Below are 25,836 nucleotides of genomic sequence, written 5' to 3' on the forward strand. Positions count from 1 at the left end.
CCCCCCCCACCCCAGCACCCCTGCGGCCTTTCCGTCGCCTCTTGGCGAGCTTCATCCTGAGCCTGTCGAAGGACGAAGCTCGCCAAGAGGCGCCCCGCCGCCGGCGGTAGCCGACGAAGTAACGGGCGCCGAAGCGCCCGTCCCGTCCCGCCGCGACATCGTCGCGACGCAGCGCGGCCTAGCATGCCGCCGGTGCGGGCGTCACCCCTCACCCTCCCACGCTTGCGCGTGGGCCCCTCCCTCTCCCTCAAGGGGCGAGGGGAAAGGTAACCCTCGCCCCTTGAGGGAGAGGGTGCCGAGCGCCAGCGAGGCGGGTGAGGGGCGACGCCGCCGCGGCCTCCCCTCAGCGGTGCCAGAGCCCCTCGCGCTCCAGGTCGTCCTGGGTCAGCTCGATGCCCTTGCGCAGGATCTCGACCAGCTTGTCGATCTCCGGCTTCTCGATGATCAGCGCCGGCGACATCACGCACATGTTGTAGATCGGCCGCACGACGAGGCCGAGCTCCTGGCAGTGGGCGTCGATGCGCGCGCCGACCTCCTTGTCGAGGGCCAGCGGGTTGCGGCTGGCCTTGTCGGCGACGCAGTCGACGCAGGCCATCAGGCCGATGCCGCGGACCTCGCCGACCAGCGGCAGCTCCTCGAGCTCCTTGAGCCGCGCCTGGAAGTAGGGCGCGATCTCGCGGACGTGCGCCAGCAGGCCCTCCTGCTCGATGATCCGGATGTTGGCCAGGGCCGCGGCGCAGGACACCGGGTGGCCCGAGTAGGTGTAGCCGTTGGCGTAGACCGAGCCCTTGTTGGCGGCGCCGCTGATCTGCTCGATCACCTTGCTGGAGATGGCGAAGCCGCCGAGCGGCACGTAGCCCGAGGTCACGCCCTTGGCGAAGGTCACGATGTCGGGGACGAAGCCGAAGACCGCCTCGCTGGCGAACCAGTGGCCGAGGCGGCCGAAGGCGGTCACGACCTCGTCGGCGATGGTCAGGATGTCGTACTTGCGGCACAGCGCCTGGGCGCGCTGGTGATAGCCCTCCGGCGGCATCAGCACGCCGCCCGAGGCCAGGATCGGCTCGGCGATGAAGGCGGCGACGCGCTCGGGGCCGAGCTCCAGGATCTTCGCCTCCATCTCCTCGAGCAGGAAGTCGCAGAAGCCCTCGACGCTCATGCCCTCGGGCCGGCGGTAGGGATGGGGCGCGGAGAGATGGACGACCCGGTCGGTCGCGAAGTCGAAGAAGTTGCGGTCGCGCTCCTTGCCCGAGCAGGAGGCCGACAGGAAGGTGCTGCCGTGGTAGGCGCCGCCGCGCGACAGGATGATCTTCTTCTCGGGCCGGCCGCGGTAGTTGTTGAAGAACTGCACGAAGCGCAGGGCCGAATCGACGGCGGTCGAGCCGCCGGTCGTGAAGAAGACGTGGTCGAGGTCGCCCGGCGTCATCTCGGCGATGCGCCCGGCCAGCTCGGCGGCGACCGGACTGGTCGAGTACCAGGGCGAGTTGTAGGCCAGGCTCATGGCCTGCTCGGCCATGGCCTCGGCGATCTCCCGGCGGCCGTAGCCGACCTGCATGCACCACATGCCGGCCGGACCGTCGAGCAGGCGGTTGCCCTTGGCGTCCTGGACGTAGATGCGGTCGGCGCCGGTCAGCAGGGTGCGCGCCTCCTCGCCCAGGTGCTCCAGGGATTCCCAGGGCTGCACCAGGTGGCGCGTCGCCAGGCTCTCGAGCGCGGCCACGGCGTTGGCGCCCAGTTCGGTGCCGCCCGTGCTGCCGGGTCGCTCCGCCGGCTGCGCGCCCGGGTGCTCGGCGGTCTCGGCCTTCTTTGCCACGGTCATGTCTCTTGCTTCCTTCAGGACAGGCGGAACCAGGCCGACTTGGTCTGGGTGTACTCGAGCAGGCTGTCGAAGCACTTGTCGCGGGCGTTGCCGGACTGCTTGTAGCCGCCGAAGGGCTGGGTCATGTCGCCCTCGTCGAAGCAGTTGACCCAGATCACGCCGGCCTCGAGGTCGCGGACCAGGCGGTGCGCGGTGCCGAGGTCGCGGGTCCAGACCGAGGCCGCGAGGCCGTAGATCGTGTCGTTGGCAATCTCGACCGCCTGCTCCAGGCCGTCGAAGCGGATCACCGAGGCGACCGGTCCGAAGATCTCCTCGCGGGCGATGCGCATGTCGTTGCGCACGCCGGTGAAGAGTGCGGGACTGACGTAGGCGCCCCGCTCCAGGCCCTCGGGCACGACGCCGCCGAAGCGCAGCTCGGCGCCCTCGCCCTTGCCGGCCTCGACGTAGCCGAGCACGCGCTGCTGCGCCTCGGCGGTGACCAGCGGGCCCATGGTGGTGGCGGGATCCAGCGGGTCGCCGGGCCGATAGGCCTCGCGGCCCTTCTCGACGAAGCAGGCGACGAAGTCGTCGTGGATCCGGCCGTCGACGAGCAGGCGCGAACCGGCGTTGCAGACCTCGCCCATGTTCGCGTAGATGCCGTTGTAGGCGGCCTCGACGGCGCGCTCGAGGTCGGGCAGGTCGCCGAGGAACAGCTGGGGCGTCTTGCCGCCGCACTCCAGCGAGACCTTCTTCATGTTGCTCTCGCCGGCGTAGGTCAGGATCTTCTTGCCGACCTCGGTCGAGCCGGTGAAGGTGATCTTGGCGACGTCGGGGTGCAGGGCCAGCGCGCGGCCCGCGTCCTCGCCGTAGCCGGCCAGGACGTTGAGCACGCCCGCCGGGCCGCCGGCCTCGACGAACAGCTCGGCCAGGCGCAGGCAGCTGAGCGGCGCCTGCTCGGCCGGCTTCAGCACCACGGTGTTGCCGGCGGCCAGGGCCGGCGCGATCTTCCAGACCGCCATCAGCATCGGGTAGTTCCAGGGCGAGATCGCCCCGACCACGCCGAGCGGCTCGCGCAGCACGTAGTGCAGCACGTCGGACTCGGTCGCGGTCACCTTGCCCTCGACCTTGTCGATGCATTCGGCGAAGTAGCGGAAGGTCTCGACCACCGAGGGCAGGTCGATGCCGACCATGTCCGAGATCGGCTTGCCCATGTCCAGGGTGTCGGTCAGCGCCAGCTCGCCGGCGTTGGCCTCGATCAGGTCGGCGAAGCGGTAGAGCACGGCCATGCGCTCGCGCGGCGCCATCCGCGACCAGACGCCCGAGCGGAAGGCGCGCCGGGCCGCCGCGACGGCGCGGTCGACGTCGGCCTCGCGGGCGCGGGAGACTTCCGCCAGCACCTCGCCGGTCGCCGGGTTGATCGTCTGGAAGCGCCCGCCGTCGGCGGCCTCGACGAACTCGCCGTCGATGAAGAGCCGCGTGCGCAGCTGCAGGCCCTCGGCCAGCGTGCCCCAGCCCTTGCGGTCCAGCTTGTCCAGTTCCTCTAGTCGCATTGCCGTTCCTTCCTCCTTGTTCGCCGGCCTGGCGCCCACGCCTCATGGTTCGACAGGCTCACCATGAAGCGAGGGGACCGCCAGCGCGGCCGGCTATTCCGCCGCGCTCTGGCCGCGGTCGCCGAGCTGCTCCAGCGTGGCGTCGACCGCGGCGGCGAAGGCCTTGAGGGTCTCTTCCAGGCAGCCGCCCTTGGCATGGGCCTCGCACATGAACCAGGGCTCGCGCGAGTCCGGCTCGATCAGCACGCCGCGGTCGACCAGCAGCGGCGCCAGGGTATCGTAGAAGACATGGTCGCTGGTCTTCCAGTCGCGGTAGCCGGCCGGCGGCGTCTCCGAGAAGAACAGGCCCGAGAGCGCCGGGTGGCCGACGAAGCAGTGCGGGATGCCGCGCGCCTCCAGCACGCCGGCCAGGCCCTCGCGCAGGCGCTCGCCGTAGCCGGCGATGGTCGCCAGGGCGTCGGTCTCGTCGAGGATCTCCAGGGTCTTCTCGGCGGCGGCCAGCGAGACCGCATGGGCCGTGAAGGTGCCGCCGTGGACCACCGTCTGGCCGATGATCGACATGATGTCGCGCCGCCCGGCCAGCGCCGAGATCGGGTAGCCGTTGCCCATCGCCTTGGCGTAGGTGCAGAGGTCGGCCTGGATGCCGTAGATCTCCTGGGCGCCGCCGCGCGCGACCCGGAAGCCGGTCTTGACCTCGTCGACGATCAGCACGACGCCGTAGCGCGTGCAGAGCTCGCGCACCGCCTTCATGTAGGCGGGATCGGCCGAGATCGCGCAGCAGTTGCCCTGGATCGGCTCGATCAGCAGGGCGCCGATCTTGTCCGCCTTGCGCTTGAAGAGGTCCTCGAGCCGGTCGGCGTCGTTGAGCGGCACCTGCCAGACCAGGCTGCGCAGGATGCCCGGCACGCCTTCGCTGTAGGCGACCAGCTCGGGATCGCCCTGGCCGCTCCAGCCCTCCATGTCGGTGGTCCAGAGCGCGGCGTCGAAGACGCCGTGGTAGCCGCCCTCGGCGACGACGTAGCCGTCCTTGCCGCTGAAGGCGCGCGCGACGCGCAGCGCCGCCATCACCGCCTCGGTGCCGGAGCAGGAGAAGCGCACCATCTCGGCCGCCGGCACCATCTTGCAGATGCGCTCGGCGACCGCCAGCTCGCGCTCGGTCGAGAGCGCGAAGACGGAGCCCTGGCGCATGCCCTCCATCGCCGCGGCGTCGACCCGCGGGTCGCAGTAGCCCAGGATGGTCGGACCGTAGCCCAGTCGGTAGTCGATGTAGGCGTTGCCGTCGATGTCCCACAGGCGGCCGCCTTCGGCGCGCTCGATGTAGAAGGTGTCGTCGTCGCCCCAGTAGCGGAAGTTCGAGGCGACGCCGAGCGGCAGCCGCTTCGCGGCCTGGCGGAAATGCGCGCGGGACCGCTCCAGCTTGCGCTGCATGATGTTGTTCCACGAGTCGTTTCGGATCCTCTGATAATGGGGACTCGCTGAACGTCTGTCCAGCGAAACGTCGAACGACTGTTCGATCAAAATAATTCTTTCATATCGTCCCGGCCTTGCGCAGTATGAGCGCGATAACAGGGAATTAGATCAGGGCGGGCCGCCTGGAGGCCGCCCCTGGGAGGCGCCTGGCGGCTCCCGGACTGGGCTCCGCCGAGCGCCGCTTCCCCCGACACATGGACCAGGTTGGGATAACCGGATGCCCCAACGCGCCGCCCCCGCACAGCCGCTCAAGCGTGCCGAGAAGAAGGAAGTCACGCGGCAGCAGCTGATCGCGGCGACGGTCGATTCGATCGCCGCCAGCGGCTTCGCCGAGACGACGCTGCACAAGGTCTCGGCGCGCGCCCAGGTCTCCCGCTCCCTGGTCAACTTCCACTTCGAGAGCAAGGAGCAGCTGCTCGTCGCGACGCTGCGCCACCTGACCGAGGAGTACCGGACCTTCTGGATGAAGGCGATCTCCCGGCCCGGCCTGGACGCCGCCGGCAAGCTGAACGCCATCCTCGAGGCCGACTTCCACCCGCAGGTCTGCAATCGCAAGAAGATCGCCGTCTGGTACGCCTTCTGGGGCGAGTCGAAATCGCGGCCGACCTACATGGAGGTCTGCGCGCGCGCCGACACCGACTTCGCCGCAGCCATGGAGGGCCTGACCGCGGAGATCGTCGCCGAGGGCGGCTATGCGGTCGAGCCGGCGGTCGCCGCCAAGGGCCTGCGCTGCATGATCGACGGCCTCTGGCTGGAGCTGCTGCTGGCGCCCGCGACCTTCGAGCGGGAGACCGCCAAGCGGACCTGCCGGACCTACCTGGCCGCGCTCTTTCCCGCCCACTTCGCGCTGCCCGCAGTGGCCGGGACGGAGGCGGCGCGGGCGCCGGCCGCGGCGACCGGAGGGCGCCGGTGAGCGACGGCGCCCTCGCCGCGAGCGCCGTGCCGCCCGCCGCCGGCGGCTGGCGGAGCCGCTGGCGGCGCGGCTACCTGCAGAGCGAGGCGATCCGGGGCTGGTGCCTCAGCCTGCCGGCGCTTTCCTTCGTGGTCGCGGCCCTCGCGGTGCCGCTCGCCCTGCTGGTCCTGTTCAGCTTCTGGACCCAGGACTACGTCACCCTCGACACCGACCTGACCCTGGCCAACTACGAGAAGATCGCCCAGCGGACGATCTACCTGACGGTCTTCCTGCGCTCGGTCCTGATCGCCGGCCTGGTCACCCTGCTGACCGTGCTGCTGGCCTACCCGCTCGCCTACTACGTCGCCTTCGACGTCAGCCGGCACAAGATGGTCTGGCTGGTGCTGATCACCCTGCCGTTCTGGACCAGCTACCTGCTGCGCGTCTTCGCCTGGAAGATCATCCTGGGCTACGACGGCGTCGTGAACTCGGGACTCGCCTGGCTCGGCCTGATTGACGAGCCGCTGTCGTTCCTGCTCTACAATCCCTTCGCCGTCGTGCTGACCCTGGCCCACGCCTGGGCGGCCTTCGCGATCCTGCCGATCTACGTCAGCCTGGAGAAGATCGACCGCTCGCTGCTCGAGGCCGCGACCGATCTCGGCGACGGGCCGCTGAGGCGCTTCTGGCGGGTCACCTTCCCGCTGTCGATGCCGGGCGTCATCGCCGCCGCCATCGTGATCTTCATCCCGACCGTCGGCGACTACGTCACCCCGACCCTCGTCGGCGGGCCCAGCGGGCTGATGATCGCCAACCTGATCCAGACCCAGTTCAGCAAGGCCAACGACTGGCCGCTCGGCGCGGCCCTCTCGATCGCCTCGATGCTGACCGTCACCCTGATCGCCTGCCTCTTCGTCTGGTTCTCGAAGCGGGCGACGGCGAGGATCGCGTGAGGGCCCCCGCACCATGAGCAGCATCTCGCGCCAGGGCCGCGGCTTCCGGGCCGGCTACGCCTTCCTCTACCTCGCCTTCCTCTACGTCCCGGTGCTGTTCCTGCCGCTCTTCTCCTTCAACGAGTCGATCTACATCGCCTTTCCGATCGAGGGCTGGACGGTGCGCTGGTACGGCACGCTGCTGGAGGACGAGCGGCTGCACGAGGCGCTTCGCAACAGCCTGGAGATCGCGCTGATCTCCTCGACCCTGGCGACGGGCCTGGCGATCTTCGCCGCCAAGGCCTTCACCCGCTACCGCTACCGCGGCCAGCGCCCGACCCTGGGCGTGGTCATGCTGCCGATGGTGCTGCCCGAGATCATCGTCGGCGTCTCGCTGCTGATCCTGCTCAACCAGATCGGCCTGGGCCTGGGCACCCATTCGGTGGTCATCGGCCACACGCTGATCTGCCTGCCCTTCGCGATCGCCGTGCTGATGAGCCGCATGGAGGGCTTCGACCGCAACCTCGAGGAGGCCTCGCTCGACCTCGGCGAGGGGGCCGTCGCGACCTTCTTCCGGGTCACCCTGCCGCTGATCCTGCCCGGCGTCGTCGCCAGCCTGCTGCTGACCTTCACGATCTCCTTCGACGAGTTCATCATCGCCTTCTTCCTCTCGGCGACCGACACCACCCTGCCCGTCTTCATCTGGAGCCAACTGCGCTTCCCGCAGCGCCTGCCGACGGTGCTGGCGCTGGGCGCCTGCATCCTCGTCGTCTCGGCCGTGCTCGTCGTCGCCGCCGAATGGATCCGCCGGCGCGGCCAGGTCAGGGCCGGCCCCGGCATGTGGAGCTAGGACCATGACGTCTTCCCAGATCGCACCGGCGGCAAACGGGGCCACCGATCCCGCCCGCTTCATCGACATCCAGAAGGTGACCAAGCGCTTCGGCGGCAGCGTCGTCGCGGTCGACGCCGTCAGCCTGTCGATCGAGCGCGGCGAGTTCTTCTCGCTGCTCGGCGCCTCGGGCTGCGGCAAGACCACCCTGCTGCGCATGCTCGCCGGCTTCGAGAGCCCGAGCGAGGGCGAGATCCTGATCGACGGCCAGCCGATGGCCGCCGTCGCGGCGCACCGCCGGCCGACCAACATGGTGTTCCAGAGCTACGCCATCTTCCCGCACCTCAACGTCGGCCAGAACATCGCCTACGGCCTGCGCCGCGAGCGCCTGCCGAAGCAGGAGCTGAAGCGCCGGGTCGAGGAAGCCCTGGCGATGATCAAGCTGCCGGGCTACGCCGCGCGCGCCTCCGACCAGCTCTCCGGCGGCCAGCGCCAGCGCGTCGCCCTGGCCCGCGCCCTGGTCTGCCGGCCCAAGGTCCTGCTGCTCGACGAGCCGCTCGGCGCGCTCGACAAGAAGCTGCGCGAGGAGATGCAGATCGAGCTGCGCCAGCTCCAGGAGCAGCTCGGCATCACCTTCGTGTTCGTCACCCACGACCAGGAGGAGGCGCTGACCATGTCCGACCGCATCGCGGTCATGTCGGCCGGGCGGGTGCTGCAGGTCGCCGACCCCCATACGCTCTACGAGCGCCCGACCTGCGCCGAGGTCGCCGCCTTCATCGGCTCGATGAACTTCCTGAAGGGCCAGGTGCGCGGGCGCGAGGCCGACGACGCCGTGGTCGAGGCCGAGGGGCTGGGCACGCTGAGGGCAGAGGCCGGCAGCTTCGCGGCCGGCGCCTCGGTGCTGCTCGCGATCCGGCCTGAGAAGCTGTCGATCGCCGCCTCGGCCGAGCGCGCGCCGGAGGGCGCCGTCGAGGGCCGCATCGCCGCCGCCAGCTACCTGGGCGACCGCAGCCACTACTACGTCAACCTGCCGGGCGTGGAGCGACCGGTCGCCGTCGCCGCCCAGAACGTCGACCGCGAGACCGAAGGCTGGCTGCAGTCCGGCGAACCGGTCTGGCTGTCCTGGCAGCGCCGCGGCCCGATCCTGCTGCCCGCGGAGTGAGGCCGGCGCGGGGTGCGTGAGAACCCCGCCGACACTGTATCTTCCCGCACCTCGCCGCGCCGTCCCCTTCACCGTCATCCCCGCCCTGTCTTCCGTCATCCCCGCGAAAGCGGGGATCCAGAGAAAGGCGACCTGTGCGAGGGCGGCCGACGGTCCGTGTAGACCGCAGCGTCCTCTGGATCCCCGCTTTCGCGGGGATGACGGGAAAAGGGCGCAGAGCGGGAGCGCCAGCGAGGCCCTCCCCGGTTGACATTGTCCGATCACGTTGATATCAACCTTCCTTCGCGACACAGACCGCAAGGAGATTCCCCCGTGAAGCTCTACTACGCCGAGACGCTCAGCCCCCGGAAGGCCTGCGCGGTCGCCCGCTACCTGGAGTCGCCGGTCGAGTACGTGCGCGTCGACCTCGGCGCCGGCGCGCAGTACCGGCCGCCGTTCCTGGCGCTCAATCCGAACGGCAAGGTGCCGGTGCTGGAGACCGCAGGGCGGACGATCTGGGAGGCCGACGCCATCATGTGCCACCTGGCGCGCGAGGCCGGCTCGGAGCTCTGGCCAGGCGACGAGCGCCAGGTCGAGGTGATCCGCTGGCTGAGCTGGGGCGCCCAGCACTTCAACCGCCACGCCGGCAGCCTCTACTTCGAGTACCTGATCAAGGGCCCCTTCGGCCTCGGCAGCCCCGACGCCGCCAAGGTCGAGGAGGCGCAGGGTCAGGTTCGCAAGTACGCCGCCGTCCTCGACGAGCATCTGAAGGGCCGGCGCTGGCTGGTCGGCGAGACGCCGAGCATCGCCGACTTCGCCGTCGCCATCGCCCTGCCCTACGCCGAGGAGGCGCACATTCCGGTCGAGGACCTCGCCGAGGTCCGGCGCTGGCACGACCGACTCTGCGCCTTTCCGGCTTGGCGCGAGCCTTTCCCGGCGGCCGCGGCCGCGGCCTGACCCCACGTCCGGATTCCGGAGGACAGACCATGCAACAGCAGACGATCGTCACCCGCGAGGAATGGCTGAAGGCGCGCAAGGCGCACCTGAGGAACGAGAAGGCGCTGACGCGGATGCGCGACCTGGTCGCCGCCGAGCGCCGCGCGCTGCCCTGGGTCAGGGTCGACAAGACCTACGTCTTCGAGGCGCCGGGCGGCCGCCGCACGCTCGGCGAGCTGTTCGGCGGGCGCAGCCAGCTGATCGTCCACCACTTCATGTTCGGGCCCGGCTGGCCCGCCGGCTGCCCGAGCTGCTCGCTGGAGGCCGACCACGCCGAGGGCGCCCTGGTCCACCTGGAGAACCACGACGCCGCCTACGTCCGCGTCTCGCGCGCGCCGCTCGCCGAGCTCGAGGCCTACCGGCGGCGCATGGGCTGGAAGGCCCCCTGGGTCTCTTCCCACGGCAGCGACTTCAACTACGACTTCCACGTCTCCTTCACCGAGGAGGAGCTCGCCGAGGGCAGCATCTACTACAATTTCCAGATGCTCGAGGACCCCAAGTACCAGCACTCCGAGCTGCCGGGGCACAGCGTCTTCTACCGGGACGAGGCCGGTCAGGTCTTCCACACCTACTCGAGCTACGCGCGCGGCAACGAGGAGGCGACGGGCGCCTTCGTCTACCTGGACATGACGCCCAAGGGCCGCAATGAGACCGAGATCATGGACTGGGTGCGGCGCCACGACGAGTACGGCACGGCGGCCGAGGGCTGCAGCAGCGCCGCTTGACGGCGGCCGGCGCGAAAGGACCATCCCGTGGCGATCCTGCAGAAGATAACGCCCTGCCTGTGGTTCGACGACCAGGCGGAGCAGGCGGCCGAGCTCTACGTCTCAATCTTTCCCGAGTCCGGGATCGAGCAGGTCACGCGCTACGGCAAGGAAGGCTTCGAGGTCCACGGCCGGCCGGAAGGCACGGTGCTGACCGTGAGCTTCCGCCTCGCCGGGCAGGCTTTCACCGCGCTCAACGGCGGCCCCCACTTCACCTTCAACGAGGCGATCTCCCTGGTCGTGCGCTGCGAGAGCCAGGAGGAGGTCGACTTCTTCTGGGACCGCCTGGGCCAGGGCGGTCCCGAGCAGGCCCAGCAGTGCGGCTGGCTGAAGGACCGCTTCGGCCTGTCCTGGCAGATCGTGCCCGAGCCGCTCTTGGCCATGCTCTCCGACCCGGACGCCGAAAGGTCCGGCAGGGCCATGACGGCCCTGCTGCAGATGAAGAAGCTGGACCTGGCGACCCTGCAGCAGGCCTACGAGGGCGGCTGAGCGGCCGCGACCGGGCACCCACGCCCCTCGACGGGCGCGGGACGAAGCGAAGGTCTGCGCCTCTTTCCGCTTCGTCCCGAGCCTGTCGAGGGGCGTGACGGCGCCGGCGCCGTCTGCCTACCCCTCGAAGGCCTGGCGGTAGGCGTCGAGCGCCGGGGCGCCGCCGAGGTGGACGTAGAGCACGCGCGCGTCTTTCGGCAGCGCGCCGGATTCGGCGAGGCCGATCAGGCCGGCGAGGGACTTGCCCTCGTAGACCGGGTCGGTGAGCATGGCCTCGAGCCGGGCACCCAGGCGGATCGCCGCCACCGTGGTCGCGTCGGGGACGCCGTAGGCCGGGCCGCAGAAGCCGCCCTCGACCTCGATCTCGTCGTTGCCGAGGTCCCGGGTCACGCCGATCGCCTCGGCGGTCGCCCGGGCGCTGCGCGTCACCGCCTGGCGGGTCATCGCCAGGTCGGCGCCGGTGTCGATGCCGAGCGCGCGCCGAGCTGGCGCGCAGGGTCGCGCTCTCGGCCTCGGCCTGCCACCGGCGCACCCAGCGGCTGTTCCGCGAGGGCTACATCCTGCGCACCACGGCGCTGGTCGACCCGGCCAAGGTCGGGCGCGGCGGCCTCGCGCTGGTCGGCGTCGTGCTGGACCGCTCGACGCCGGAATCCTTCGCCGCCTTCGAGGAGGCGGCGCGCGCCCTGCCCTTCCTGCTGGAGTGCCACCTGGTCGCCGGCGACTTCGACTACTTCCTGAAGATGCGCGTCAAGGACGTCGAGGCCTTCGGCAAGCTGCGCGCGGAGCGCCTGATCGCCCTGCCCGGCGTGCGCCAGACCCGCACCTTCTTCGTCATGAAGGAGGTCAAGGAGTCCGGCCCGCTGGATTTCTGAGACGGGCCGGTCCGGTCGTCGTCCCCCCAGGCCGTAATCCGTCCAGGCCGTTGTCCGCCCAGGCCGTCGTCCACCCAGGCCGCCGTCCACGCGCCCTCTCCCGTCATCCCCGCTCCCTCTCCCGTCATCCCCGCGAAAGCGGGGATCCAGAGGACGAAGCGGCGCGCGCGGACGCCAGGGGGGCCGTGCCGGCGGTTCCTCCCTATGGATTCCCGCTTTCGCGGGAATGACGGGAATGGGCACGCCGGTGGCTCCGCGTCCTGGAGTCCCGCTTTCGCGGGAATGACGAACAAGGGGGCGGACCCGCGGTGCCCCCAGGCCGTCGTGCCCCCCTGGCGGTCGTCACCCAGGCCGTCATCGCCCAGGCCGTCGTCCCCCCAGCCCGTCATCCCCGCCCCCTTTCCCGTCATCCCCGCGAAAGCGGGGATCCAGAGGACGAAGCGGCGCGCGCGGACGCCAGGGGGGCTGTGCCGGCGGTTCCTCCCTATGGATTCCCGCTTTCGCGGGAATGACGAAGGGGGAAGCGGCAGCCTGCGCCGTCGGGGCCGCCCGCGACGAAAAAAGGGCCGGCCGAGGGCGAACCCCGGCCGGCCCCTGCCGGTCGCAGGAATCGGCGGCGGCCTCAGCCGCCGAGCTTCACGGTCTCGAAGATCTCGATCATCTTCTCGCGCCGCTCGGGGTCGATCTCGCCCTGGAAGCGCGTGCCCTCGAGGAACTTGTCGAGGTCGCTGGTCAGGCCGAGCTCGATCGCCAGCTCCGATTCGGCGAGCTCGTAGCTGCCGGCGTTGCTGTGGCCGTAGCCCCAGTCGTCGATCAGCACCTTGCCGACGGCGGGATCGAGCATGGCGTTCAGGTAGTCGTAGGCTTGGCTCTCGTCGCCGGGCGCGTCCTCGGTCATGACCATGCCGCACATCCAGGTCGACAGCCCCTCCTCGGGGAACATGAACTTGACGTCCACGCCCTCGCCCTTCAGCGCCAGGTAGGAGTCGGTCCAGGCCCAGGCCGCCAGGACCTCGCCGGCCGCCATGGACTGCTGCAGCGCGGTCGGGTCGCCCCAGTAGAAGCGCACGTTCTTGTGCAGCTCGCGCAGCACCTCGGTGCACTTCTCGATCTGCTCGTCGCTGAGGTCCATGTGGCTGTCGTAGCCCAGGATGCCCGAGGCGATGACGAAGGCCTCGTCGACCGAATCGAAGATCGACACGCGGCCCTGCAGCTTGGGATCGAGCAGCATCTCGTAGGACTGCCGGGCGTCGGGCAGCTCGTCCTGGCGGTAGATGATCGTCGAGTTGCCCCAGTCGAAGGGCATGAACCAGATCTCGCCGTCCGCCTTGATGCCCTTGGCCTCGAGCATCGAGGCCGGGATCTCGCTCCAGCGCGGGATCCGGCTGGTGTCGATCGGCTTCAGCAGGCCGGAATCGCGCCAGCGGCCGACCGAGAGCGTGCAGGGATGGGCGAGGTCGACCTGGAAGCCGGCGCGCAGCTTCTGGTAGGCCTCCTCCTCCTCGGCGAAGATCGCGAAGGCCGGCTGGTCGCCGTACTGCTCGACGAACTCCGGAAACATCGAGGGATCGTCGTAGCCCGACCACTCGAAGACGGTCAGGTCGACGGCCGCCTGCGCCGGGCGCGGCAGCAGCGCCGTCGCGCCGGCGGCCAAGCCGCCGACGGCGAGGCCGGTGCCGGCCATCAGGCTGTTGAAGCGGCGGCGCGAGAGCGCGCCGGCACGCGGAACCGAACGGTTCCGCGCTGAAGGATTGTCGGTGTTGCTGTTCTCGGTCATCGGCAGCCTCCCGGTTGGTTCGTGCCCGCCGGTCGAAGCCGGAAAGCCGCCGCCGGGTCACTCCGGCGGCGCGCCGAGGGCATCGGCGCAGGCACGCGGTTCATCCCCTGGCACGAGGCGCGCCCGCATTCTGACGGCGGATCGTCGCTCGTGCTCCTCCCAAACGAGGAGTCTGGCACAGCCCCGTTTGATTGTCCAATCATTCAGCGAGATCGGACTTTGTTGGTTCTTTATCGTTTTCCTTCAGCGGCTTGGTCGGCGCTGGTCGGCTGGGATCGCCCTTGCGAATTCGCCAAGCCTTGACCGCCGAGCCGGTGCAGGCGGAACAGCTCGGAGCCGGCTCGGCCGGCGGCGTCGGGGTTTCGTCGGCGGCGGCAGGCAGGGCGAGCAGAAGCAGGAGAGCGAGCGCCGGACCGCCCCTCACCCTCCCACGCCCTGACGGCTGCGGGCCCCTCCCTCTCCCCCAAGGGGCGAGGGGAAACCAGGGGCACCGAGAGGGTGAGGGGTGGTTCTGCACCGCGCCCCTAGCCAACCAGGGCCTCCTGGCCGCGCTTGGCGAGTTGCCCCGCGATGATCGAGCGCTGGATCTCGCTGGTACCTTCCCAGATGCGGTCGACCCGCAGCTCGCGGAAGAAGCGCTCGGCGACGTTCTCGCGCATGTAGCCGCGGCCGCCGAAGATCTGCACCGCCCGGTCGGCGACCCGGTTGGCCATCTCAGAGGCGTAGAGCTTGGCCATCGAGCACTGGCCGTGCAGGACCTTGACGTCCTCGCCGGCGTCGTGCGCCTCGGCCAGGCGGTAGACCATCAGCCGCGCGGCCCAGAGCTCGGTCAGGGAGTCGGCCAGCATGAACTGGATCGACTGGTTCTCGAAGATCGCCTGGCCGAAGGCGACCCGGGCCTTGGCGAAGGCCGTGGCCTCCTCGATCAGCCGCTCGGCGGCGCCGCAGCAGCGCGCGGCGATCATCAGCCGCTCGTAGCGGAACCAGTCGTGGGTGAAGCTCATGCCCTGCCCCTCCGCGCCGATCAGGTTGCCGGCCGGCACGCGCACGCCCTCGAAGGCGACGATCGGGTGGTGGTGGGCGAAGGTGTGGGTGTAGGCCGGCGTCCGCACGAAGCGCACGCCCGGGGTCGCGCGGTCGACGTAGAACAGCGCGTGGGCGCCCTCGCTGGCGCCCCCGGCCAGCTTGGCCTGGACGACCAGGTAGTCGGCCTGGTTGGCGCTGGTGACGTGCCACTTCTCGCCGTCGATGACGTAGCCGTCGCCCTCTCGACGCGCCGTCGTGCGGATCGCCTCGACGTCGCTGCCGGCCTCCTCCTCGGTGATCGCGTAGCACTCGTGGCGCTCGCCGCGGATCGTCGGCCGGACCCAGGTCTCGAGCTGCGCGTCGGTCGCGACCTCGGCGAGGCAGCGCGCCGGCGTGGTGACCAGCCAGCCGAGCCCGTTGGTGACCCGGCCGATCTGCTCCGAGACCAGGGCCTGCTCGAGGTAGGACAGCCCGCCGCCGCCCAGCGCCTTCGGCATGTTCATGGCGGCGAGGCCGAGCCGCGCGACCTCGGCGCGGGCCGCCGCCTCGGCGCCCTCGGGAAAGAGGCCGTCGCTGTGCTCGGCGTGGACCTCGTGGGGGATCAGGAAGCGGGCGACGAAGCCGCGCACGCGCGACTGCAGGGCGCGCTGCTCGGCGGAGAGGGGATAGGTCATCGGCGGTTTTCTTCCGGTGCGGGCTTGGGAGGGGGCGCTCAGGCGGCGTCGCGGATCAGCCCGGCGCAGGCGTCGGGGAAAAGGGCCTTGAGGTAGAGCAGGCAGGGTCGCCGGGCCTGCTCGCGGCCGAGCTTGCTGCCGCGCAGCTGCAGCTCGATCCACTGGCCGTAGACCATGGCGTTGAGGCCGGCCGCCGCGGCCTCGGGATCGAGGTCGTGGCCGCCGTCCGCGACCAGGCGCCGGCAGAGCTCGCCGGTCAGCGCGAGGTAGGCGTCCTGCAGCTCGACGCAGCGCTGCCGGAAGGCCGGCGTCGCGCGCGATTCCGACCAGAAGGCGGTCCAGGCGGCGATCTTGCGGCGCTGCGCGACCTCGGAGGAGAAGTCGGCCTCCAGGATCGCGATCAGCTTGGCGGCGTCCGAGGGACCGGCCTTGGCGAGCGCGCGCGCCACGACCGCCTCGTAGTCGTCGGCGAGCTGGTCGAGCGTGGCGCGCAGCAGCGCGTCCTTGCTGCGGAAGTAGAAGCCGACGACGCCGTAGCTGACGCCCGCCGCCTTGGCGACCTGGGCCAGGGTCGTGCCGACCAGGCCGCGCTCGGCGATGGTGTCGATCGTCGCCTCGATCAGCTGCAGACGGCGCCGGTCCCGCTTGGCTTCCTGGCTCACCCTCGCCTCCTGGATTGCGGTGAGAGGCTATCCCCTGGCGACCTACTAAGGCAATGAAAAATCTTGCCTTCGTGTCGATATTTTGACTGACGGATCATTCAGCGACTGGACAGGTCCCGGCCCCCTGCCTAGACTGCCGCGGCGCAAGTGGAGGCCGGCCGGGAGCCGGTCGCGAGGAGGGGAGCGCAGCCGATGAAGCGCTACGACGCCATCGTGGTCGGGGCCGGCCACAACGGACTGACGGCCGCCGCCTACCTGGCCCGCGCCGGGCTCGAGGTGGTCGTGCTGGAGCGGCGCGAGCAGATCGGCGGCGCCGCGATCAGCGAGGAGCGCCACGCCGGCTTCCTCTACTCCTCCTGCTCCTACGTCTGCTCGCTGCTGCGCCCCGAGATCATGCGCGACCTGGAGCTCTCGAAGCACGGCCTGCGGATCATCCCCTACGAGAACTCGACGGTGATCGCGCGCGACGGCGACTCGCTGGGCTTCTTCCACGACCCGGCCAAGACGCGCCGCTCGATCGCGCGGCATTCGCAGCGCGACGCCGACGCCTACGCCGAGTTCAACCGGGACATCTACCGGCAGTGCCGGATGATCCGGCCGCTGCTGCTCGAGACGCCGCCCGACCCGACCTCCTTCAGCCTCAAGGACCTGCGCGGCCTGCGCAAGCTGCAGAAGGCCTTCGCCCAGCTCGGCGAGGACGGCTTGGCCCAGGCCATGCAGTTCTGGACGATGAGCTGCGGCGACTTCCTGGACCGCTACTTCGAGTCCGACCTGCTGAAGGGCTCGCTGGCCGGCAACTCGATCATCGGCACCGCGCTCGGCCCCTACTCGCCGGGCAGCGCCTACGTGCTGCTGCACCACGTCATGGGCGACCTCGACGGCCACGTCGGCGCCTGGGGCTTCGCGGTCGGCGGCATGGGCGCGGTCTCCGAGGCCCTGGCCGGCGCCGCCCGCGAGCACGGCGCCGAGATCCGCACCGGCGCCGAGGTCGAGCAGCTGATCGTCCGCAACGGCCGGGTCGAGGGCGTGGCCCTGGCCGGCGGCGAGGAGATCCGGGCGACGCGCGTCGTCTCCAACCTCGACGTCAAGCGGACCTACCTGAAGCTGGCGGCACCCTCGGACCTGCCCGACGACTTCCTGGAGTCGGTGCGCAACTTCAAGATCCGCGGCTCCTCGGGCAAGCTCAACATCGCGCTCGAGCGCCTGCCCGAGTTCCCGGCCCTGGCCGGCGAGCCGCTGCTCCGGCGCGGCGGCATCCTGATCAGCGAGTCGATGGAGTACCTGGAGCGCGGCTACGACGACTGGAAGAACGGCCAGTGGTCGCGCGAGCCCTTCCTCGACATCACCATGCCGACGCACTACGACCCGACCATGGCGCCGCCGGGCCAGCACTACATGTCGGTCTTCGTCCAGTACGTGCCGCCGACCCTGGCCGACGGCCCCTGGACCCCCGAGAAGCGCGACGCCTTCGGCAAGACCGTGCTCGACACGATCGAGCTCTACTCGCCCGGCTTCCGCGACCTCGTCCTGGACTGCTGGGTGCGCACGCCCTGGGACCTGGAGAACGAGGTCGGCCTGACCGAGGGCAACATCTTCCACGGCGAGCTGACCCTCGACCAGCTGCTGTTCAACCGGCCGATCCCCGGCTACGCCCAGTACCGCGGCCCGCTCGGCGGCCTCTACATGTGCGGCTCCTCGACCCATCCCGGCGGCGGCGTCATGGGCGCGCCCGGCGCCAACGCCGCGCGCGAAATCCTCTCCGATGCGAGACACAAGTTCGGCCGGGGGGCAGCGGCGTGAGCGGCGGCACCTACGAGGTCGCGGTCATCGGCGGCGGCCACAACGGCCTGGTCGCCGCCGCCCTCGCCGCCCGCGCCGGCCGCTCGGTGGTGGTGCTGGAGGCGGCCGAGCGGCTCGGCGGCATGGCGACGCTGGGACCGGCGGGCGAGGGCTTCGATTCGGCCGGGGCGGCGCACCTCCTCGACGGGCTGTCGCCGGCCCTGGTCCGGACCCTGGAGCTCGAGCGCCACGGCCTGGCCTTCGCGGTCGCGACGATGGACGACGTGGCGCTGCTGCCGGGCGGCGAGCTGCTCGTCGTCTCCGGCAGCGACCCCGAGGCGACGCGCCGCTCGCTCGGCCGCTTCTCGCCGCGCGACGCCGAGCGGCTGCCGCTCTTCGAGGCACGCCTCGGCCGGCTGAGCGCGGCGCTGGCGCCCTTCCTCGACCGCACGCCGCCGAGCCTGCGCTTCCAGGCCTGGAGCGAGCGCCTGGAGTACCTGAGGCTCGGCTGGGCGATGCGGCGGCTCGGCCGGCGCGACATGCGCGACCTGCTGCGCATCATCGGCATGAACAGCTTCGACCTGGTCGAGGAGGTCTTCGAGACCGACGCCCTGAAGGGCCTGATCGGCTTCGACTCGGTGCTCGGCAACCGCTTCGGGCCGCGCTCGCCGAACACCGTCTACACGCTGCTGCAGCGCAAGGCCGGCACCCTGGCCGGGCGGCGCGGCGCGAGCCTCCTGCCGCGCGGCGGCCCGCGGGCGCTGATCGAGGCGCTGGCCAGCTCGGCGCGCGCCGCCGGCGCGGAGATCCGCACCGGCGCCCGGGTCGCCGAGATCCTGGTCGACAACGGCCGGGTCAACGGCCTGGTGCTGGCCGACGGCAGCGAGCTCGACTGCCGCACGGTGCTGTCGAGCGCGCACCCCAGGACGACCCTGCTGGAGCTGGTCGGCGCCGGGCGGCTCGACGCCGACCTGGTGCGCGGCCTGCGCCACGCCCGCGGCGAGGGCGGTACCGCCAAGGTCTGGCTGCGGCTCGGCGCGGTCCCCGACTTCGGCCTGGCGGCCAGCGCGCTCGGCCGCTCGCGCCTGGTCTTCGCCCCCGACCTCGGCTTCCTCGAGCGCGGCCACGACTGCGCCAAGTACGGCGAGCTGGCCGAGCGCCCGGCCATGGAGATCGTCCTGCCCGGCCTCGCCGACAGCCACCAGCTCGGCAGCGAATCGCAACCGATCCTCAGCGCGACCCTCGCCAACGTGCCCTACCGCCTGCGCAACCGCGACGAGGCGGCGCTCAAGCGGGCGCTGATCGAGCACACCACCGCGACTCTCTCGGAGCTGGCGCCGGGCCTCGCCGAGACGATCGAGGCGGCCGAGGCGCTGACCCCACGCGAGGTCGAGGCCGCGACCGGCGCGCCCGGCGGCCACTGGCACCACCTGGAGACCGGCCTCGACCAGACCTACCTGCTGCGCCCGGCGCCGGGGCTGGCGCAGTACGCGACGCCAATCCAGGGCCTGTGGCTGTGCGGCGCCGGCAGCCATCCCGGCGGCGGTGTGACCGGCCGGCCCGGCGCCAACGCCGCGCGCGCCGCCCTGGCCGCGGCCAGGGCCCGGCGCTGAGCCGAAGGACAGGAAAGACATGCCCGAGAGCCTCGACCCCGGCGCCGGCGCGATGCTGCAGCCGACGCCCTTCCACGAGCGCACCGCCGCGCTCAACCTCGTCAACGCCTGGGAGCGCTGGCAGGGCCACACCACGGTCTCGACCTTCCTGTCGCCGGATGACGAGTACTTCGCGACGCGCACCGCCGCCTCGCTCTACGACGTCTCGCCGATGCTGAAGTACCGGATCGCCGGCCCCGGGGCCGAGGCCATGCTGGATCGCATGTTCACCCGCGATGTCACCAAGCTGAAGCCGGGCCGCGTGCTCTACGGCCCCTGGTGCGACGGCCGCGGCCGTGTCATCGAGGAGGGCACGCTGTTCCGCGAGAGCGCGGACAGCTTCCGGCTCAACGCGGCCGAGCCGCAGCTGCACTGGCTCGAGGATTGCGCCTACGGCTTCGAGGTCGCGGTCGAGGAGGTCACCGGGGCGATTGCCGGCCTCGCCCTGCAGGGGCCGCTGTCGAAGCGGGTGCTGGAGGACGTCGGCCTCGCCGCGGCGGCCCGCCTGCCCTTCTTCGGCCTCGGCCGCTTCGCCTTCGAGGGCGGGGAGATCGAGGTCAGCCGGACCGGCTACACCGGCGACCTGGGCTTCGAGCTGTGGATCGAGGCGGAGCGCGCCCTGACGCTCTGGGACCGGCTGATGGCGGTCGCCGAACGCCACTACCTGCGGCCGATGGGCTCGGCGGCGCTCGACGTGCTGCGCCTGGAGGCCGGGCACGTGCTGGTCAACGTCGAGTACGTCGGCGCCGGCCACGCCCTGCGCGCCAGCCAGACCCGCACGCCCGAGGCGCTCGGCCTGGGCTGGGCGGTCAACTTCGCCAAGCCCGGCTACTTCAACGGCCGCAGCGCGCTGCTCGCCGAGCGCGAGGCCGGCGGCCCGAAGCGCCGCCTGGTCGGCCTCGACGTCGAGGGCCGCAAGCCGGCCCACGGCGCCTGGCTCTACGCCGGCCGCCGCGAGGTCGGGCAGGTCACCTCAGCCTGCTGGTCGCCGGTGCTCAAGCGCAACATCGCGCTGGCCACGGTGGAGGCGCGCTACGCCACGCCGGGCCGCAAGCTGAACGCCGAGATCTACTACGTGAAGGAAGTGACGCAGGGCCGCGTCGACGCCGTCGCGACCGTCGTCGAGCCGCGCTTCTACGCGCCGGCGCACCGGCGGGAGTAGGTTTCAGCCAGGACTTTCAAGCCACAGCGGGGATCACCCCTCACCCTCCCACGCTCACGCGTGGGCCCCTCCCTCTCCCCGGAGGGGCGAGGGAAAGGTAACCCTCGCCCCTCCGGGGAGAGGGTGCCGAGCGCCAGCGAGGCGGGTGAGGGGCGAAGCCGCCGCGGACCCTCCGATCAACGACCAGAGCCCAGCCATGCCCCACCGCCTGGACCCCCTGCTCTCGCCCCGCTCGGTCGCGGTCGTCGGCGCCTCGGCGCGCGAGGGCAGCGTCGGACAGCTGACCCTGGCGCAGCTGCTCGGCGGCGGCTTTGCGGGCCGCGTCTTCCCGGTCAACCCGGGCTACCGGGAGCTGGCCGGCCTGCCCTGCCATCCCGACTGCACCAGCCTGCCCGAGGTTGCCGACCTCGCCGTCTTCTGCTTGCCCAACGAGCGGCTGGAGGCGGCCTTCGAGGAGGCCCTGGCCGCCGGCGTGCGGGCGGCGACGATCTTCGCCAGCGGCAGCCCGGCGCAGGACCCCGGGCTGCCGGCGCGCCTCAAGGCCAAGGCGCAGGGCGCCGGCGTGGCGATCTGCGGCCCCAACGGCATGGGCTTCCACAACTTCCGGGACCGGGTCAGCGTCTGCGGCTTCCGGGCCTCGCCGCCAGGCCTGGAGGGCGGCGCCGTCCTGCTCAGCCACTCCGGCTCGGTGCTCTCGGCGCTGTCGGACTGCGAGGAGCGCATCGGCTGGTCGCTCGCCGTCTCGACCGGCAACGAGCTGACGACGACCCTGGCCGACTACCTGGACTGGGCGCTGGACCGGCCGGAGACCGAGGTCGTGGCGCTCTTCATGGAGACGGCGCGCGATCCCGCCGGCTTCGCGGCGGCGCTGGCGCGCGCCGACCGGCAGGACGTGCCGGTGGTCGCGCTCAAGGTCGGGCGCAGCCGCCGCAGCGCCGAGCTGGCGGTCAGCCACTCCGGCGCCCTGGCCGGCGACGACGCGGTCTACGGCGCGCTCTTCGAGCGCCACGGCGTGATCCGCGTCGAGACCCTGGACGAGCTGGCGGCGACGGTGCAGCTGCTGCTGCACCCGCGCAAGGTCGCCGCCGGGGGCCTCGCGACGCTGCACGACAGCGGCGGCGAACGCGGCCTGTGGCTCGACCTCGCCGAGCAGCTGGGCGTGCCCTACGGCCAGCCCTCGCCCGAGACCATCGCCCGCCTCGCGGCGCGTCTCGACCCGGGCCTGCCGCCGACCAACCCGCTCGACGCCTGGGGCACCGGGCGCGACAGCGAGGCCGTCTTTGCCGACTGCCTGGCGGCGCTCGCCGAGGATCCGGACAGCGCCCTCGCCTTCTTCTGCTTCGACCGCGAGGGCGGCGGACGCCTGGAGCCGAGCTACTGCCGCGCGGCGCTGGAGGCGGCGAAGCGCACGAGCAAGCCGGTCACCCTGGTGACCTCGCGCCACGGCAGCGGCGGCGACCCGCTGGACATCGAGCTGACCCGCGCCGGCCTGCCGGTGATCGACGGCGAGTGGTGGGCGCTGAAGGCGGCGAAGCACGTCCTGGCGCGGCGCGACCGCCTGCGGCCGGCCGCGGTGCCGGCCCTGCCCGCCAGCTTCGCCCAGCGCTGGAAGCCGCGCCTCGCCCTGGGACCGCTGTCGGAGGCCGAGGCCCTGGCCCTGGTCGCGGAGGCCGGCCTGCCGACCGTCGCCTGCCGCACCGCCGCCGGCGTCGAGGCGGCGCTGGAGGCCGCCGACGCGCTCGGCTATCCGGTCGCGCTGAAGACCGCCAGGCCGGGTCTCGCGCACAAGAGCGACCTCGGCGGCGTGCGCCTGGGCCTCGGCGACGAGGCGGCGCTGATCCATGCCTACGCCGAGATGACGGCGGCGCTCGGGCCCGAGGTGCTGGTCGCCCGCATGGCCGCGCCCGGCGTCGAGGCGGCGCTCGGGGTGATCGACGATCCCGACTTCGGGCCGGTTGTGATGCTCGGCACCGGCGGACTCGGCATCGAGGAAGAGCGGGACGCGGCCTTCCTGCTGGCGCCCTTCGACGCAGCGACGGCGGCGCGGGCCCTCGCGGGCCTGCGCCTGGGGCGCCGCCGGGCCGCCGGACGCGGCCGGCCGGCGCGCGACCTGCCGGCGCTGGCCGAGGCCACCGCGGCGCTGTCGCGCGCCGCGGCCGCCCTGGCCGGCTCGCTCGGCAGCCTGGACCTCAATCCGGTGATCGTGCAGGAACGGGGCTGCCTCGCCGTCGACGCCCTCTGCACCGGGGCGCGGCCGCAGCCCGGGACGCTTCCTTGATGACCGCGCCCGACCCGATTCCCCATCCGCCGCTGCAGCAGGAGGCGCACTTCGAGCATCCGCTCGACCGCGCGCTGCGGCGTCGCGGACTGATCGCCGTGCTGACCTCGATCCTGGCCGCCGGCCTGACCTTCGGCACCTCGATCCCGTTGATCTCCCTGCTGCTCGAGCGCCAGGGCGTCGCGACCTGGCTGATCGGCCTGAACTCGGCGGTGCCGATTGTCGCGACCCTGCTGATGGGCGGGCTGCTGCCGGTCCTGCTGCGCCGCTTCCGCGCGCTGTCGCTGCTGCTCGGCGGCATCGTCCTGATCGTCGTCAGCTTCCTGCTGATGGCACGCTTCCGCGATCTCGAGGCCTGGTTCCTGCTGCGCTTCCTGGTCGGCCTCGGCATGGCGGTGCACTGGATCGTCAGCGAGACCTGGCTCAACGCCCTGGCCCCAAAGGCCAGCCGCGGCCTGCTCGCGGGGCTCTACGCGACCCTGCTGTCGATCGGCTTCGCCTCCGGTCCCCTGCTGCTGACCGTCGTCGACATCGAGGGCTTCGCGCCCTTCGGCTTCATCTGCGTCACCATCTCCCTGGCCGCGATTCCGCTGATCCTGGTCGGCAAGGCGGCCCCGGTGATCGAGGCGCACAGCGAGCACGGCCGCTGGTCGGCGCTGCTGATCGCCCCGACGCTCTTTGCCGCGACCCTGGTCTCGGGCGTCATGGATTCCAGCGTGCTGTCGCTGCTGGCGATCTACGGCCTGCGCATCGGCATGCTGCAGGACACCGCGGTGCTGATGCTCTCGGTCGCGATCGCCGGCACGGTCTGCCTGCAGGTGCCGATCGGCTGGCTCGCCGACCGCGCCGACAAGCGCGCCATGCTGCTGGCCTGCGGCGCGGTCGGCGGCGCCGGGGCCCTGGCCCTGCCCTTCCTGGCCGGCCAGTCCTGGCTGCTCTGGCCGGTGCTGTTCGTCTGGGGCGGCGTCTTCGTCGGCCTCTACACGGTCGGGCTGGCGATGCTCGGCGACCGCTTCCGGGGCGGCACCCTGGCCCAGGCCAACGCGCTCTTCGTCATGGTCTACTGCCTGGGCAACCTCGCCGGCCCCCCGGTCGCCGGCGCCGCCATGGACTGGATCGGCCCGCACGGCCTGCCGGGGATCATGACCGCGGTCTGCCTGACCTTCCTGCTGCTCGGCCTGGTCCGGACGCCCTTCATGCGGGGCCGGCGCTAAAGCGAAGGACCGTCAGCGAGGCGGACGGTATGCCATCCGGCCGCCCCCGGGGTCGTCGCGGCCGCGGCAGCGGCGTGCCGAAGGGTTTGCCCAACCCAGGCGTCCCCACCGGGGCCACGCGCATCACCCGCACCCGCACCTGCGCCTGGCATGCCACCTCTGCGCAAGAATTGGCTTGTGCCGGGGCCGCCCGACCAAGCAGGCTCTAGGCGGCCCGCATCGGCAGTCATATGATGACTTATGCTGGACGTGCTTTCGGTGTATGACGACCAACCGGCCGAGCGCCAATGCCCGGCCAGAACAAAAACGACACGGGAGGACTAATTCGATGCTCAGACGGACCCTGCTCGCCTTCTCCGCTGTCGCCGCGCTCGGCGCGGCAGGCCTCGCTACGCCGGCCGCCCAGGCGGAATGGCCGGAGCGCCCGGTCACCATCATCGTGCCCTGGGGCGCCGGCGGCGGTACCGACGCGGTCGGGCGCATCATCGGCAGCCTGATGGAGAAGGACCTCGGCCAGCCGGTCAACGTCGTCAACCGCACCGGCGGCAGCGGCGTCGTCGGCCACTCGGCGATCGCCACGGCCGACCCCGACGGCTACACCTTCGGCGTTGTCACCGTCGAGATCGCGATGATGCACTGGCAGGGCCTGACCGAGCTCAGCTACGAGGACTACACGGTGCTTGGCCAAGTCAACATCGATCCCGGCGGCGTCATGGTCAGCTCGGATTCCGAGTACGAGACGGCCGAGGCGCTGCTCGAGGCGATCAAGGCCGGCGACAAGGGCGCGATGAAGGCCTCGGGCACCGGCCAGGGCGGGATTTGGCATCTCGGCCTCGCCGGCTGGATGCTCTCGGAGGGCCTGCCGGGCGACCAGGTGACCTGGGTGCCGAGCCAGGGCGCCGCGCCCGGGCTCAAGGACATGGTCGCCGGCGGCGTCGACATCGTCACCTCCTCGCTGCCCGAGGGCCAGGCCCTGATCGAGGCCGGCCGCGTCCGGCCGCTCGCCACCATGGGCGAGGAGCGCCTGGGCATCTTCCCGGACGTGCCGACCCTGAAGGAGGCCACCGGCTCGGACTGGACGGTCGGCGCCTGGCGCGTCATCGCCGGTCCCAAGGGCATCCCCGAGGACATCGTCGCCAAGGCCTCGGAGGCCCTGCAGAAGGCCTACGAGAGCGAGGAGTTCAAGGAGTTCATGACCAACCGCGGCTTCGGCATGGTCTGGCGCGGCCCGCAGGAGGCCTACGACTTCATGGCGACCTCCGACAAGGAGCTCGGCGACGTGATGAAGAAGGCGGGCCTGGCCCAGTAGGGATCGCGCGAAACAGGGCGGGGGCGTCCGAGTCAGGCGCCCCGCCCTGACGCGATCCTTCCGTCGCCCTTCCCCCGCCTGCCGCGGAGTCCCGCCGTGAAGGTCAACGACGCCGTCGCGGGCACGATCCTGATCGTGTTCGCCGCCGGGGTCTTCTACCAGACCCTGGGCTTTCCCCCGATGCCGGGCCAGAACTACGGCTCGAAGCTGTTCCCGCAGACGATCGCCGTCCTGATGGCGCTGAGCGGCCTCCTGCTGATCGTGCGCGGCGTCAAGGCGCGCCACGAGAGCCCCTGGCTGGTCGCCGCCGACTGGATGCGCTCGCCCGGGCACGTCGCGAATTTCCTGCTGCTGATCGCACTGCTGCTGTTCTACATCCTAGCCGCCAAGGCGCTCGGCTTCATCCCGACCGCCTTCCTCCTGCTCGCCGTGCTGCTGACCCGGCTGCGCGGCGTGCGGCACCTGGCCTCGAGCCTGGCGATCGCCGCTGTCGCGACCGTGGCCATGCAGCAGGCCTTCGGCCAGCTGCTGCGCGTCCCCCTGCCCTGGGGCATCCTGCCGCCGGTCCAGTGGTAG

At 71.6% G+C, this 25,836-nt stretch carries 21 protein-coding genes and 2 pseudogenes; 16 read left to right on the forward strand and 7 right to left on the reverse strand.

The features are described 5' to 3' along the window. Positions 1–343 precede the first annotated feature (343 nt). The 3 genes from WD341_RS10625 to WD341_RS10635 all read right to left on the reverse strand — a co-directional run bounded on the left by WD341_RS10625 (position 344) and on the right by WD341_RS10635 (position 4,773). Positions 344–1,816, reverse strand: a complete 1,473-nt coding sequence (locus WD341_RS10625) for an aminotransferase (protein ID WP_368425426.1) — start codon at positions 1,814–1,816, stop codon at positions 344–346. Between the two features lie 14 nt (positions 1,817–1,830). After that, entirely contained in the window at positions 1,831–3,345 is a 1,515-nt protein-coding gene (locus tag WD341_RS10630; RefSeq protein ID WP_368425427.1) for an aldehyde dehydrogenase, read from the reverse strand. 93 nt (positions 3,346–3,438) lie between these two features. Next, positions 3,439–4,773 (reverse strand): aspartate aminotransferase family protein, encoded by a 1,335-nt coding sequence (locus WD341_RS10635; protein WP_368425428.1) that lies wholly within the window; start codon positions 4,771–4,773, stop codon positions 3,439–3,441. 259 nt (positions 4,774–5,032) lie between these two features. Between WD341_RS10635 and WD341_RS10640 the strand changes: the two genes are divergently transcribed. The 7 genes from WD341_RS10640 to WD341_RS10670 all read left to right on the forward strand — a co-directional run bounded on the left by WD341_RS10640 (position 5,033) and on the right by WD341_RS10670 (position 10,855). Continuing rightward, complete coding sequence (locus WD341_RS10640) at positions 5,033–5,728, forward strand: TetR family transcriptional regulator C-terminal domain-containing protein (protein WP_368425429.1); 696 nt, start codon at positions 5,033–5,035, stop codon at positions 5,726–5,728. Next, a complete protein-coding gene (locus WD341_RS10645; protein ID WP_368425430.1) occupies positions 5,725–6,657 on the forward strand; it encodes an ABC transporter permease in 933 nt (310 codons plus the stop codon). The genes WD341_RS10640 and WD341_RS10645 overlap by 4 nt, the downstream gene beginning before the upstream one ends. A 13-nt stretch (positions 6,658–6,670) precedes the next feature. After that, positions 6,671–7,486 carry an ABC transporter permease gene (locus WD341_RS10650; protein ID WP_368425431.1) on the forward strand — a complete coding sequence of 272 codons (816 nt, stop codon included), beginning with the start codon at positions 6,671–6,673 and terminating at the stop codon, positions 7,484–7,486. Positions 7,487–7,490: 4 nt separating this feature from the next. Next, on the forward strand, positions 7,491–8,627 hold the full coding sequence (locus WD341_RS10655) for an ABC transporter ATP-binding protein (RefSeq protein WP_368425432.1): 1,137 nt from the start codon (positions 7,491–7,493) through the stop codon (positions 8,625–8,627). 312 nt (positions 8,628–8,939) lie between these two features. After that, positions 8,940–9,563, forward strand: a complete 624-nt coding sequence (locus WD341_RS10660; RefSeq protein ID WP_368425433.1) for a glutathione S-transferase family protein — start codon at positions 8,940–8,942, stop codon at positions 9,561–9,563. A 29-nt stretch (positions 9,564–9,592) separates the two neighbouring features. After that, the gene (locus WD341_RS10665; RefSeq protein WP_368425434.1) at positions 9,593–10,327 is read left to right on the forward strand and encodes a DUF899 domain-containing protein; all 735 of its coding nucleotides are present in this window, start codon (positions 9,593–9,595) and stop codon (positions 10,325–10,327) included. 27 nt (positions 10,328–10,354) lie between these two features. After that, positions 10,355–10,855, forward strand: coding sequence for a VOC family protein (locus tag WD341_RS10670; protein WP_368425435.1), 501 nt, complete (start codon positions 10,355–10,357; stop codon positions 10,853–10,855). Positions 10,856–10,972: 117 nt separating this feature from the next. Here WD341_RS10670 and WD341_RS10675 read toward each other — a convergent pair. Further along, a pseudogene (locus WD341_RS10675) lies at positions 10,973–11,347 on the reverse strand (pyridoxal-phosphate dependent enzyme); the annotation flags it as partial. Here WD341_RS10675 and WD341_RS10680 point away from each other — a divergent pair. Then, positions 11,341–11,403, forward strand: a pseudogene (locus WD341_RS10680) (hypothetical protein); the annotation flags it as partial. The pseudogenes WD341_RS10675 and WD341_RS10680 sit on opposite strands and share 7 nt — an antisense overlap. 78 nt (positions 11,404–11,481) lie before the next feature. After that, the gene (locus tag WD341_RS10685) at positions 11,482–11,727 is read left to right on the forward strand and encodes an Lrp/AsnC ligand binding domain-containing protein (RefSeq protein ID WP_368425436.1); all 246 of its coding nucleotides are present in this window, start codon (positions 11,482–11,484) and stop codon (positions 11,725–11,727) included. A gap of 622 nt (positions 11,728–12,349) precedes the next feature. Here WD341_RS10685 and WD341_RS10690 read toward each other — a convergent pair. From WD341_RS10690 to betI, 3 genes are all read right to left on the reverse strand, one after another. Then, positions 12,350–13,504 (reverse strand): PotD/PotF family extracellular solute-binding protein, encoded by a 1,155-nt coding sequence (locus WD341_RS10690; RefSeq protein ID WP_368425437.1) that lies wholly within the window; start codon positions 13,502–13,504, stop codon positions 12,350–12,352. Between the two features lie 524 nt (positions 13,505–14,028). Continuing rightward, positions 14,029–15,204: an acyl-CoA dehydrogenase family protein gene (locus tag WD341_RS10695; protein ID WP_368425438.1), complete on the reverse strand. Its 1,176-nt coding sequence runs from the start codon at positions 15,202–15,204 to the stop codon at positions 14,029–14,031. 38 nt (positions 15,205–15,242) lie between these two features. Continuing rightward, positions 15,243–15,866 (reverse strand): transcriptional regulator BetI, encoded by a 624-nt coding sequence (gene betI, locus WD341_RS10700; RefSeq protein WP_368425439.1) that lies wholly within the window; start codon positions 15,864–15,866, stop codon positions 15,243–15,245. Positions 15,867–16,058: 192 nt separating this feature from the next. Between betI and WD341_RS10705 the strand changes: the two genes are divergently transcribed. From WD341_RS10705 to WD341_RS10735, 7 genes are all read left to right on the forward strand, one after another. After that, positions 16,059–17,666 carry a phytoene desaturase family protein gene (locus WD341_RS10705; protein WP_368425440.1) on the forward strand — a complete coding sequence of 536 codons (1,608 nt, stop codon included), beginning with the start codon at positions 16,059–16,061 and terminating at the stop codon, positions 17,664–17,666. Continuing rightward, the gene (locus WD341_RS10710; RefSeq protein WP_368425441.1) at positions 17,663–19,258 is read left to right on the forward strand and encodes a phytoene desaturase family protein; all 1,596 of its coding nucleotides are present in this window, start codon (positions 17,663–17,665) and stop codon (positions 19,256–19,258) included. The genes WD341_RS10705 and WD341_RS10710 overlap by 4 nt, the downstream gene beginning before the upstream one ends. Positions 19,259–19,277: 19 nt before the next feature. Next, a complete protein-coding gene (locus WD341_RS10715; RefSeq protein ID WP_368425442.1) occupies positions 19,278–20,459 on the forward strand; it encodes an aminomethyltransferase family protein in 1,182 nt (393 codons plus the stop codon). 196 nt (positions 20,460–20,655) lie between these two features. Then, positions 20,656–22,737, forward strand: coding sequence for an acetate--CoA ligase family protein (locus WD341_RS10720; protein WP_368425443.1), 2,082 nt, complete (start codon positions 20,656–20,658; stop codon positions 22,735–22,737). Next, the gene (locus tag WD341_RS10725; RefSeq protein ID WP_368425444.1) at positions 22,737–23,951 is read left to right on the forward strand and encodes an MFS transporter; all 1,215 of its coding nucleotides are present in this window, start codon (positions 22,737–22,739) and stop codon (positions 23,949–23,951) included. Before WD341_RS10720 ends, WD341_RS10725 begins: the two co-directional genes overlap by 1 nt. 328 nt (positions 23,952–24,279) lie before the next feature. Beyond that, complete coding sequence (locus tag WD341_RS10730) at positions 24,280–25,260, forward strand: tripartite tricarboxylate transporter substrate binding protein (RefSeq protein WP_368425445.1); 981 nt, start codon at positions 24,280–24,282, stop codon at positions 25,258–25,260. Positions 25,261–25,356: 96 nt separating this feature from the next. After that, on the forward strand, positions 25,357–25,836 hold the full coding sequence (locus tag WD341_RS10735) for a tripartite tricarboxylate transporter TctB family protein (protein ID WP_368425446.1): 480 nt from the start codon (positions 25,357–25,359) through the stop codon (positions 25,834–25,836).

It is taken from the genome of Tistlia sp., assembly GCF_040905785.1.
GTDB lineage: Bacteria > Pseudomonadota > Alphaproteobacteria > Kiloniellales > DSM-21159 > Tistlia.